A 12,612-nucleotide genomic window follows, 5' to 3' on the forward strand; every position below is an offset into this window, starting at 1 on the left:
TATGTTTGTCCTAATAACTTATGATGTAAACATCACATCAACGCATGGCGCGAAACGTTTGCGCAGTGTGGCGAGAGCCTGTATGGATTATGGTAAAAGAGTTCAAAATTCTGTTTTTGAGTGTATTTTGACTGAAGTACAGTTTCTTAACTTAAAAAATAAACTACTTAGTGTAATTGATTCAAACCAAGATAGCATAAGGTTTTATGTGTTGGGTAAGAATTGGAAAAATAGGGTAGAAACTATAGGAAAGGATATGGGGATAGATTTTACGGGTGAGCTTATAATATGACGCGAACCTATAGCTTTGCAAAAAATCCCCATGTTTTCGCACATGCAGATAGTCAATATGTTATAAAAACAATAGAAGAAAAATAACTTTTATTGTTTTGGGTTTTGATATTTTTCGCAAAAATTGTATTTTTGCAGTCTAATATTCAGACGTTTGCTGGATATGCAGTCGCACCCTATGTGGGTGCGTGGATTGAAACCGCAGGTCTTAATCCTGCAGGAGCCCTGAATAATGTCGCACCCTATGTGGGTGCGTGGATTGAAACTTGCAGACAGGCAGGACACTTACCACAATTAGCGTCGCACCCTATGTGGGTGCGTGGATTGAAACACAGATAAGACATGTGCCTGTTTGGCAATATCAAGTCGCACCCTATGTGGGTGCGTGGATTGAAACAGTTTCACGAACTTTAGAAATGTTGTCCTTAAGTCGCACCCTATGTGGGTGCGTGGATTGAAACAGTTTCACGAACTTTAGAAATGTTGTCCTTAATGTCGCACCCTATGTGGGTGCGTGGATTGAAACTTCGTTAGATATTGCCCATCATGCTCATGTTTTGAGTCGCACCCTATGTGGGTGCGTGGATTGAAACTCTTTAAGCCAATACATATAATCTTTTTGCTCTTGTCGCACCCTATGTGGGTGCGTGGATTGAAACGTAAGCAAAAAGTGGTTGCATACCGAGGTTATCGTCGCACCCTATGTGGGTGCGTGGATTGAAACATCTCCAGGTAATAAGGTATGCGCATGGCAATATGTCGCACCCTATGTGGGTGCGTGGATTGAAACTTGGATCTATGGTATAGATGACCAACACTCATCTCGTCGCACCCTATGTGGGTGCGTGGATTGAAACTTAAGAATTAGTTAATTCACTCAGGAGTAACGACAGTCGCACCCTATGTGGGTGCGTGGATTGAAACATCACTATCTATTGATAATCGCAAGGCTATATCCGTCGCACCCTATGTGGGTGCGTGGATTGAAACACCTGTAGAGGTAACAGTACGAGAGCTAATAGAGTCGCACCCTATGTGGGTGCGTGGATTGAAACTTCTGAACATCTGCATAATCAGTTGCCATCGAAGGTCGCACCCTATGTGGGTGCGTGGATTGAAACAACAATTTAACGCTCAAAACATGAGCATGATGGGTCGCACCCTATGTGGGTGCGTGGATTGAAACGGTTCTAACAATGATCAAAAACGAGCCTTTGAGTGTCGCACCCTATGTGGGTGCGTGGATTGAAACTTAAGAATGAATGTTTTACGAATGAATATGAGGTCGCACCCTATGTGGGTGCGTGGATTGAAACTTCGTTAGATATTGCCCATCATGCTCATGTTTTGTCGCACCCTATGTGGGTGCGTGGATTGAAACTTGGAGACAAGCGTTACAATGTCCGCACTTGACAGTCGCACCCTATGTGGGTGCGTGGATTGAAACATCTCCAGGTAATAAGGTATGCGCATGGCAATATAGTCGCACCCTATGTGGGTGCGTGGATTGAAACATAATCTTGTATTTTGTTGGTTAAAAAATCGGGTCGCACCCTATGTGGGTGCGTGGATTGAAACAAGCCTTTATGTAGTATCTAACAAGCGTGATCGAGTCGCACCCTATGTGGGTGCGTGGATTGAAACGTGCAATTGAGGAATTGGATAAAAAACATGCTAAGTCGCACCCTATGTGGGTGCGTGGATTGAAACTCCAAAGAAAGTACCAAATTTTCGACTCGTTTTGTCGCACCCTATGTGGGTGCGTGGATTGAAACTTAAGGATAGTAACGGTATCACCTGTTGCATCAGTCGCACCCTATGTGGGTGCGTGGATTGAAACCTAAAAACGGCTATTTGCAGGTCAAAGCCCAGAGTCGCACCCTATGTGGGTGCGTGGATTGAAACATTCATACCGGGGACAAAGAATACGACACGCAAGTCGCACCCTATGTGGGTGCGTGGATTGAAACATAATCTTACAAGGCGTTAAAGGGTTAGTTAATGTCGCACCCTATGTGGGTGCGTGGATTGAAACCGGTGCTGTGTAGGTGTATGCCTCCAGATAGCCGTGTCGCACCCTATGTGGGTGCGTGGATTGAAACGTTGAACTCCTCCAAGGTCGGCCCATCCTGCCAGTCGCACCCTATGTGGGTGCGTGGATTGAAACACGCCATGAGCAACCACACCCAGAACGACACACAGTCGCACCCTATGTGGGTGCGTGGATTGAAACAACGTCTTATTTCCGCAGGTCTTAACCCTGCAGGTGTCGCACCCTATGTGGGTGCGTGGATTGAAACTTGATATGCGGTAGACGCATAACCTCAGGAACTGTCGCACCCTATGTGGGTGCGTGGATTGAAACAATTCTTCGTTCTAACTGTACAGTCATATAAAGCAAAACTATGGATTATCGTTTTAGCCTCAAATATACCTATATAAATGGAATAAAAGGTGGAAATAGTTTGTGGATTGAAGAAAAATGTGTAATTTTGGAGGCGAAAACCTTACTATGATATAGAAGGAAAATGGGGTTAAACGAAACCACATTGGATTATCAACAATTTAAATATAGATTATGTACATATTATTATTTGTAGCTTTTGCCGTTTTTATCACCATCAGCTGGATGATGAAAGATGTATGGTAGGTGAAGCCTCTTAAGGTTGCACACGGATGTTTTAGTCGCACGGATTTTACTTTTGTCCTTACAGGACGATTGTAAAATGTTTTGTTGTGTCCGCAGGGTGTCGCCCTGGGCTAAGGAAACCGTTGGGCTTCCAGCCCGGGGCTGCTTGTTCCGTGATTCCGTGTACTCCGCGTGCTCCGTGGATTTTTTTAGTTGCCTACGGCAAGATATTAAAAGATCCGTGTCGTCCGTGTGACATTTTCCGTGTGCTATTGGCGGAGAGAACCGCATACGAGTCCTCTTCCGTGTGTACCCACATAAACGCGGCCGTATTCTTGCATGTCTCCGCAAATGTGGAGGACAAGACCATACTGGTGGTTGTCATCGTTGATGCGCACCCAGTTTTTGCCAGAGTCGTCAGAACGGAAGAAACCATAGACACCATCTACTACACCTATTATATATAGGGCGGGATAGCCATCTTCTATGCGTGACTTGCCAAAACCGAAAGCATAGAGGGTGCTGACATGAGGCATGGCACCCACGGCCTGTAAGTCAGCGTTGAGATGATACAGTCCGTCGTAGGCGGCAAGCCATAGGTCGCCTTCGCGGTCGGGCATGGCGTATATGCGATCTTGACCGCCCCGATTGTCGCCCCGTTTTTTCTTTTCGGTGGTTCGCAATGTGATGTTGAGCGGTTTTGAAGTGAAGGTTCTACCCGCATCTATACTGGTATAGAGTGTTTTGTTGATCACATCGACAGCATAGAAGCGTTGTGGATTTACTTTGTCGGCGATGACTTTGATGTTTTTGGGGAGACCTTGACATGTGTTCCACGATTCCCCTTTGTCGGTAGTGAATGAGGGTAGGGCACCGCGTGGCGTCCATATCCATACCGAGGCATCGGCATTGACAGCGATGTGTCCGCTCTCCGCTTTTTCTACAGGAGCATTTGCGCATGGCTTCCATGTGCGTCCGCCATCTTCAGAATACGAGATAGGTGGAATGTCGAATAGATGGTTGAAGATGACACCCACGCGCACCATGACGTCAGGTTTGTTCCATGCGCCAGTTACTCCGTCGGTATTGCCGAAATATGGAGCGTAGTGCATGCCCTCCGGTACTGGTTTGGTGATGTCGAAATGCGTATATCCGCCGTAGTCTCCCACACCGCTTACTATGCTTGCTCCCGTTGGAGGAGCATAGAGTTCGAGGGGTACAGTTTCCTCAACTCCCTTAGTGGCAATGCTCCACACGATGGTGTCGCCCTGTCGTTCGCCAGCAGAGAGATTGAACGTTTCCCAACCTCCGAAACCAGTAGTGAAATAGGCATGATCGGCATTGCAGGGGTCGATCTCTATGTCGAACATCCAGTGGAGCGGTGCCATCTTCGTATAAGGAGCTTTGCTATGGTCGTATCTGTAACCATGTTTGAAGAGTGGTATCCATTGTTTACCGCCATCGGTACTGCGAAACATTTCCTCGTCACCGTAGCCGTATTTCTTCCCTAGTCCGTGTGTGCTTACAATGATATGTTGCGGATGGTGTGCATCGACAGCAACTGCCGCATATCCGAATCCCGATTTCTTGCCCTTGTCGAATTTCAAAGGAGAGATGTCCGTCCATGTGTTCTTCTTGATATCGTAAGCCCACAGTGCGCCATCGGTCATGGGTGACGGTCCTGGCGAATCGGCATAACTGATATACAGTTTTCTGTCGGCAGCCATGACCATGTGGGTGGGGCGCAGTCCGACGGGTTGATTGTCAACGGCTTTCCAACTCTTTCCGGCATCGCGGCTGACAAAAATGCTCTGTCGGTCTTTGAGCGAAACAGCCACAAAGATATTCTTTGCATCGTTGCCTTTCTTCTCTTTTTTGTCGAATACAACGGCAATGATGCCGCTGCCTCTGTTCATGCGGTTTTGGGGATTGGAGAAGTCCGTCTGTTCTGTGACATCAGGAAAAGTGTCCACGCGCTTCCATGTCATTCCTTCGTCAACCGACCTCCATAGTCCGTTGAGCCGTGTTCCGAAGTAGATATTGCGTGAATTGAGAGGATCAACCATCATTCGTTCGCCGTTGCCACGTCCGTTCTCGTTGCCTCCCATGGCAATGGGCACTTTCACCTCGATGAATGATCTGCCTCCGTCGTTTGATTTCAGAATACTTCCCGTCTTAATTGTATAAGTGCCACAGGCCAGATACACCTTTTGGTCGTTGTTGGGGTCGATAGCCACGCTCTCCACCCCTTGCAGATTTTGATTGTCGAGCGACACCCAGTCGAGCATCTGTATCCACTCTTTGTTGACCGCATCCCATCGGTATGCGCCTCCCATATCTGTTCTGCAGAAGCGTACGTCAGGGTTAGTCGGATGAAGAATAAACCCATCTACGAATCCTCCGCCGACGATAGGTACATTCTTCCATTGGTATTGTTGTGCTGAAGCAGTCATGCCTGTCAACAGGCAAGCGATGGTTAACAGAAAGTGTTTCTTCATATTCCTGAATATCATGTTGGGTTATTAGTATTGGGCTGTAAAGGTAGTCATTATTCTGAAGAAAACCACAAAACTTTGTGTGAAAAATGCAAAAAAGCTTTTGATGGGATGTTGCTTCGCTTTTTTATCATCGTATGATCGTATGATCGGAATTTAAACGGATTTTTTGGGGGGGTGCCTACGGCAAGAAATCTTTGGAGGAAATCTTTTTTTAAATATGGCCTTTGGCCAGAAATCAATCATCGGATCATTGGAATTTAAACGGAATTTAGACGGATTTTTTTGGGGGTTGCCTACGGCAAGAAATCTTTGGAGGAAATCTTTTTTTTATATGGCCTTTGGCCAGAAATCAATCATCGGATCATCGGAATTTATACGGATATTACGGATATACGGAATTATGGCGGGCTGAAAGCCCAATGGTTTCCTTAGCCCAGGGTAACATCCTGGGGGGCTTTGTATTATTTAGCCAACGTCCTGTAAGGACAAAAGTAATTACCTGGTAGGCTGGAAACAAAATCTTTAACGAAAATCCTAACTGAAAATGCGCAACAGTACGTTGCTTTTGGGAGCGATTTAATATGGATCGCATCGGAGATGCTCGAAATCTTAACTAGAATCTCGAATAAAAATTTTTAACTAGAATCTTTTCCGTGATTTCTGTGATTTCCGTGTGACATTAAAAAAAATCCGTGTTCTTCGTGTGTTCCGTGGATTTTTTGGGGTTGCTTCGCAAGATGTTTTGGGGGGAAATCAGTTTTCGGGTATTGTATTTCAATCAAACACCCAATCAATCAAAAACCATCCGGCAGAAAAGGAATATCTGCCGGATGGAATATAGATGATAGGTTGTCAACGCTTAGAAGTTGTCTTTGTGGATTTCGAAGTAGGCTTGAGGATGAGCGCATACAGGGCAAACCTCTGGTGCTTTCTCACCAACTACGATGTGTCCGCAGTTGCGACATTCCCATACTTTCACTTCACTCTTAGCAAATACCTCCTTCATTTCTACGTTGTGAAGCAGTGCGCGATAACGCTCTTCGTGGCGTTTCTCGATAGCAGCCACCAGGCGGAATTTTATTGCCAAGTCAGCGAAGCCTTCCTCTTCTGCGGTTTTAGCAAATCCCTCATACATATCAGTCCACTCGTAGTTTTCCCCTTCTGCAGCAGCAGCCAGGTTTTGAGCGGTGTCTCCAATGCCGTTGAGTTCTTTGAACCACATTTTAGCATGCTCTTTCTCGTTGTCGGCAGTTTTTTGAAAGAGTTCAGCAATTTGTTCGAAACCTTCCTTTTTTGCTTTTGATGCGAAATAGGTATATTTGTTACGTGCTTGCGACTCGCCAGCGAATGCGGCCTCGAGATTCTTCTCAGTCTGTGTTCCAGAATACTTTGTTGTCATAGTCTTTATTGTGTTTAGTTTATATCATTGATGTTTATTGTTCACGATGCAAAGTTACGGATTATTCCAATAGGTTGTTTGAAAATAAAAGAAATCGAATGGTAAATAATGGAAAAAGCATGAAAAAACACATGTTTTGCCATTTTTTTAGTATCTTCGCATAATGAAACAAACGATAGCAATCATAGGAGGCGGTGCCGCGGGCTGCTTTTGTGCCATAGCGGTCAAGCGCCTGTTGCCTCACGCAGATGTCACGGTCTATGAAGGCGGCCGTAAGGCGTTGGCCAAAGTGGCAGTGACAGGAGGTGGACGGTGTAATCTGACCAACTCGTTCCGGCAAGTGGAACACCTTGCCGCAGTATATCCGCGTGGTGAAAAACTGATGAAGCGACTGCTGAAAGGCTTTTCTGCTGCCGATGTCTGCCGATGGTTTGAGCGCGAAGGAGTGCGCTTAGTGACGCAAACCGATGAGTGTGTGTTTCCCAAATCGCAGTATGCGATGGAAATAGTAGATACGCTGTTGTCGCTGATGCGTCAGTTGGGCGTGACGCTGAAGTTAGGTCATCGTGTCAGCGCTATTGCCCATGAGGATGAGTGCTATCGGTTGACTTTCTCACCGGCCGATAACGTTCAGCAACCAACCGTTACTGCCGACATGGCGGTAGTGACGACAGGAGGCAGTCCGACGATGCAGGGTCTGCAGATGCTTGCCGGTTTGGATTTAGAAATGGTGTCGCCAGTGCCATCGCTCTTCAGCGTATGTGTTGCCGACCGCGCTCTGACCCAGTTGACGGGAACCGTGGTAGAACATGCGACCGCCGCCCTTCCCGGTACTAAATTCCGAGGCGAAGGTCCGTTGCTCATCACTCATTGGGGCATGAGCGGCCCTGCCGTACTGAAACTGTCGAGTCGTGCAGCACGCCATTTGCACGGCTGTGGTTATCAGCACGACCTTTGCATCAACTGGTGTGGAGCGATGACGCTCCCTGAAGTGGAGGCCATGATAGGGGAGATGAGTGTGGCACATGGTCGCAAACAGGTATCTACTGTGTATCCGCCCCATTTGAACAGCCGACTTTGGAAACTGTTGGTTGACCGATCGCAGATACGTGGCGGACAGCGTTGGGCAGAACTTCAGAAGAAACAGATCAATCGATTGGTGAATACGCTGACTGCCGATGTCTATCGGATGACAGGTAAGTGTAGGTTTAAGGAAGAGTTTGTGACCTGTGGAGGTGTGGCCCTTTCCAATGTCAACCTCTCTACCTTAGAATGTAAGCAGCATGAAGGTCTTTATTTTGCAGGTGAGGTGCTCGATGTAGATGCCGTCACAGGCGGTTTCAACCTGCAGGCAGCTTGGACCATGGGGCATACCGTTGCCGTTGCCATCAACAAGAAGTGCCATTGACCGACAGTCTGTCGGAGGCAAACGAGATGTAAGAATAGAAACAACCGGCCGTTCCTTCCCTTGGTCATGGGGCAGTGGGGCGGTATAAAACAAATATGAAGATGAATATGAAGAAAACACTGATGTGGATGATGCTGATGCTGACCGGCACCGCCACGCTATCGGCACAGACCGCTGCCGACACTACGCAACACGAGGTGGTGATGGAAACCACCATGGGTACCATTGTTCTGCGGCTTTACAACGACACCCCCTTACACCGCGACAATTTCTTGGATCGGGTGCGAACGGGCTATTATAATGGCTGCACGTTTCAGCGTGTCATTCGTAATTTCATGATTCAAGCCGGCAATCCGCAAGCCCGTCAAGTGTCTGCCGGCGATACAGTGCAGTATGATGTGGAGCGCCGTGTACCTGCAGAAATCCGTTATCCGGCGCATTATCATCGTCGCGGACAACTCTGTGCTGCGCGCGAGGGAGATGATACCAATCCTGAGTTTGCCTCCTCGTCGCATGATTTCTACATCACGTGGGGTCGCAATTTCTCGCCTCGGCAGATGGAATACTATGCCGACCAACTTCGCCGTGAGGGCAGAGCTTATGTCATTCCCGATTCAGTGATGCAACAGAACTATATAAAATATGGTGGTGTGCCCCATCTGGATGGCGGTTATACTGTGTTTGGCGAGGTCATCGAAGGACTGGATGTGGTTGATCGCATCCAACAGACTCCTGTGGATCACGACCATGGTGACCGTCCGTTTGAGGATGTGGTTATTCTCCGGGCTACTATTCGCAAGTGATATGCTACGGTTGTGAATCTGCAATCCGGCGCAACATAGAGCCCAATGGGTTTTCTTAGCCCTGCTGATGTTACTGTTGCCCTTACAGGGCGTATAGGTAAAAATAGGCATAGAACCCCAGGGTGTTACCCTGGGCTATGAAGATATTGCCCCGTTCGGGGCGTTGGTTGCAGAACGTGTGCATGGGGTATAATCACACAACCACAACAGGCCGAAAGCCCAATGGTTTTCTTAGTTAGGACATCGCCCTGCTGGTGAGAATATAATGACCGCATAAACAACGAAGAACGGGCTGAAAGCCCAATGGTTTCCTTAGCCCAGGGCAACGCCCTGCGGATGTGAATGTTAACAAATTAATAAACGTCCTGTAAGGACAAAAGTAAAAATCATATGTCACAATCACTTTGCAAAATCTATTTGCATATTATCTTCCACATCAAGACATCTAGCCCATATATTCTTGATGATGATCTCGATCGGGTGCATGCGTATATAGGGCAACTCGTCAACGATGCAAATTGTCTAAATATTTGGGTTGATGGCACAGGTGACCATGTGCATGTATTGTGTCTGTTAGGGCGTGAGATTTCTATTGCAAATCTCTTGGAAACATTGAAGCGCAATAGTAGCAGATGGATTAAATCATTATCACCACATTATTCAATGTTTGCGTGGCAGGGGGGATATGCAGCATTATCGGTCAGTCAATCTGTAGTCGATAAAACGTTAGCATACATCAAAAACCAGAAAGCGCATCATAAGAAGACAACATTCCAAGAGGAATACAAGCAATTCTTGAAGCTATATAACATAGAATATGATGAGAAGTATGTGTTCTCTGACTAGCTTGATTTTACTGTTGCCCTTACAGGGCGTATAGGTAAAAGAGGCATAAAAACCCAGGGTGTTACCCTGGGCTATGGAAATATTGCCCCGTTCGGGGCGTTGGTTGCAGAACGTGTACATGGGTAATAATCACACACCATTCGTGATGTTTTTCATCTGCAACAATCCGACGTTGCAAAACGTGTCGTGGGTAATAATCACACAACCACAACGGGCTGAAGGCCCAATGGTTTCCTTAGCCCTGGGTAACACCCTGTGGGTGTGTGGGGTTATTTTACCGAACGTCCTGAAAGGACAAAAGTAAAATGTTAGAAGACCTTTTCAATGAGTATATAACACAAATCCGCCCTCTTTCTGATGGAACGGGGGTGGACTTGTGTTTTTATTTATTGTTATTTCGGCAGATTGAATGCGCGACTCATCTCCTGCATTTGCTCCTGACTCATACCTTCGGGCATGAAACCCATGGCTCTTGCGTTGACATAAATCTTAGCACTCTTGGAGAGAACGTCAATCTGGTCGAAGGCATCCATCACGTCGATACCTTTGGCAAAGACACCATGTTTCTCCCAAAGCACCACATCATAGTCTTCCAACTGATGGAGTGTGGCCTGAGCGAGCGTATTAGATCCCGGCAGTTCGTAAGGCACAATGCCCAGTCCGAGCGGACAGAAAGCCTTGGTTTCCGGTATCATCGACCAGAGCAGATTGGTGAGCACATCCTTGCCCAGCATCTCGCGGTTGTGGCTCATTGCCACCAGTTCGATGGGGTGGGTGTGTACCGTAGCACGGTAGTTGCTGCCTGTGGCAATGAGCTGTGCATGTACGGTGAGGTGGCTTGGCAGTTCGCTGGTAGGCATGACGGGCTCGTCGGCAATGATTACATACGATGCGCAGTCGTCGAGAATGCGTATGATGCTACCGTTTGCCATGGGCTTTCTTGCTAAATCGCGCATGCGCTTACCCGTACCTTTACAATAGAAATAGGTATTTTTAAGTTCAGGGAGAGTCACTCCAATGGGTATTGCATCGCTGATGGGAGGCATCTGCCTGATTTCGTCATCAACGAGTTCGGTGACATTGACGGTGATGTTTCCACCGTTGCGCTCTGCCCATCCGTTTTGCCAGAGGTATCCTGCCACTTCTGCAATCTTCTCAATTTCCTGTGTCAGTGCAGGACGTTGTTCCAATATACTTTTCATTTTGTTTGTAGATTTGTAGTTTGAATGGTGCAAAGGTAGTCATTTTTCTGATATTTAACGCTATTTGTTCATGATATTTCATATATTTTCAGTAATTTTGCGTCTCGAAGAAACCAAATACAAAACGACGATGAATAAGAAGGAATTACCTGTATTGCTGCTCACGGGTTATCTGGGCAGCGGAAAAACCACCTTGTTGAACCGCATCTTGACCAATAAGAAAGGCATCAAGTTTGCTGTTGTGGTCAACGATATTGGTGAGGTGAACATCGACGCCAACCTCATTCAGCAGGGCGGTGTGGTCAATCAGAAGGACGACAGCCTTGTGGCTTTGCAGAATGGCTGCATCTGTTGTACGCTAAAGATGGATCTCGTGGAACAGTTGAAAGACATTGCTGCCATGCAGCGCTTCGACTATATCGTGATAGAGGCGAGTGGTATTTGCGAGCCTGCACCTATCGCACAGACCATCTGCTCCATCCCCACCTTGGGTCCGGAATATACGAAAGACGCGATACTGCGCCTTGACAGCATTGTTACCGTGGTCGATGCATTGCGTATGCGCGATGAGTTTGGCAGCGGTGAGGCGCTGACCAGCCAGAATATTGGTGAGGAAGACATTGAAAACCTGGTTATCCAGCAGATAGAATTCTGCAACACCATCCTGCTCAACAAGGCTTCTGAGGTGTCGGCAGAGGAGTTGGAGAAGATCAAGCAAATCATCCATGCACTGCAACCCAAGGCAGAGATTATCACATGCGACTATGGTGACGTGGATTTGGATAAACTGGTGAACACCCACGGTTTTGACTTTGATGCCGTAGCCACGTCGGCTGCGTGGATTGACGAGATAGAACATCACCATGAAGATGATGACGACGAAGAAGAAGAACATCACCACCACCATCATGACGACGATGATGACAACGAGGAAGAACATCACCACCACCATCATGACGATGATGACGACGACGAAGAAGAACATCACCACCACCATCATCACCACCACCACGACCATAAAGGCGGCGAAGTGGAAGAGTATGGCATTGGCAGTTTTGTGTATTATGCCCGCAAACCTTTCGACATCAACTACTTCGATAATTTTGTTGCGCGGCAGTGGCCCAAGGGCGTTATCCGTTGCAAAGGCATCTGCTGGTTTGTCGATGAGCCCGACCGCTGTTATGTGTTTGAGCAGGCAGGCCGCCAGATGGGACTTCAGGGAGCCGGTCAATGGTATGCTACCATGCCCGAAGACGAGTTGCGCGACATGATGGCGATGAACGAAGACTTGCGTCGCGACTGGAATCCAATGTATGGCGACCGCATGCAGAAACTGGTGTTTATCGGTCAGCACATGGATCGCAAAGCCATTACCGATGCGCTCGATTTCTGCCTGAGCGACAAGGTGACGTGGTAATCGCACGTGATAAGACTTACAAGTCGGAGATCGGTTAGTGTGCCGCTCTCCGATTTTTTTTTGTTTACCCTCTTTTCATATAGGTCGCAAAATACCTGTTGCATGTAGTCGTGGCAATA

Annotated in this window: 8 protein-coding genes and 1 CRISPR repeat array; of the genes, 5 read left to right on the plus strand and 3 right to left on the minus strand. The window is 47.2% G+C overall.

Annotation, left to right across the window (positions count from 1 at the left end; translation table 11 throughout):
• Position 1 precedes the first annotated feature (1 nt).
• Positions 2-292: a CRISPR-associated endonuclease Cas2 gene (cas2, locus tag CIK90_RS04520; protein ID WP_094464457.1), complete on the plus strand. Its 291-nt coding sequence runs from the start codon at positions 2-4 to the stop codon at positions 290-292.
• A 167-nt stretch (positions 293-459) separates the two neighbouring features.
• A CRISPR array of direct repeats spans positions 460-2,656; the repeat unit is 32 nt; unit sequence GTCGCACCCTATGTGGGTGCGTGGATTGAAAC.
• A gap of 533 nt (positions 2,657-3,189) precedes the next feature.
• Here the strand turns inward: cas2 and CIK90_RS04525 are convergent.
• Together CIK90_RS04525 and rbr are read right to left on the minus strand one after the other, a co-directional pair.
• Positions 3,190-5,418, minus strand: coding sequence for an exo-alpha-sialidase (locus tag CIK90_RS04525; protein WP_254046275.1), 2,229 nt, complete (start codon positions 5,416-5,418; stop codon positions 3,190-3,192).
• Positions 5,419-6,277: 859 nt separating this feature from the next.
• The gene (gene rbr / locus CIK90_RS04535) at positions 6,278-6,817 is read right to left on the minus strand and encodes a rubrerythrin (RefSeq protein ID WP_094389750.1); all 540 of its coding nucleotides are present in this window, start codon (positions 6,815-6,817) and stop codon (positions 6,278-6,280) included.
• A gap of 163 nt (positions 6,818-6,980) precedes the next feature.
• Between rbr and CIK90_RS04540 the strand changes: the two genes are divergently transcribed.
• The 3 genes from CIK90_RS04540 to CIK90_RS04550 all read left to right on the plus strand — a co-directional run bounded on the left by CIK90_RS04540 (position 6,981) and on the right by CIK90_RS04550 (position 9,874).
• Positions 6,981-8,225 (plus strand): aminoacetone oxidase family FAD-binding enzyme, encoded by a 1,245-nt coding sequence (locus CIK90_RS04540; RefSeq protein ID WP_094464459.1) that lies wholly within the window; start codon positions 6,981-6,983, stop codon positions 8,223-8,225.
• Positions 8,226-8,326: 101 nt separating this feature from the next.
• Positions 8,327-9,028, plus strand: coding sequence for a peptidylprolyl isomerase (locus CIK90_RS04545; protein WP_254046276.1), 702 nt, complete (start codon positions 8,327-8,329; stop codon positions 9,026-9,028).
• Between the two features lie 390 nt (positions 9,029-9,418).
• Positions 9,419-9,874, plus strand: a complete 456-nt coding sequence (locus CIK90_RS04550) for a transposase (RefSeq protein WP_094464461.1) — start codon at positions 9,419-9,421, stop codon at positions 9,872-9,874.
• A 392-nt stretch (positions 9,875-10,266) separates the two neighbouring features.
• On the opposite strand, the gene rhaD is transcribed toward CIK90_RS04550, so the two are convergent.
• Positions 10,267-11,076, minus strand: coding sequence for a rhamnulose-1-phosphate aldolase (gene rhaD / locus CIK90_RS04555; protein WP_094389754.1), 810 nt, complete (start codon positions 11,074-11,076; stop codon positions 10,267-10,269).
• 130 nt (positions 11,077-11,206) lie between these two features.
• On the opposite strand from rhaD, the gene CIK90_RS04560 reads away from it, so the two are divergent.
• The gene (locus tag CIK90_RS04560) at positions 11,207-12,493 is read left to right on the plus strand and encodes a GTP-binding protein (protein WP_094389755.1); all 1,287 of its coding nucleotides are present in this window, start codon (positions 11,207-11,209) and stop codon (positions 12,491-12,493) included.
• Positions 12,494-12,612 lie beyond the last annotated feature (119 nt).

It is taken from the genome of Prevotella sp. P5-126 (assembly GCF_002251185.1).
GTDB lineage: Bacteria > Bacteroidota > Bacteroidia > Bacteroidales > Bacteroidaceae > Prevotella.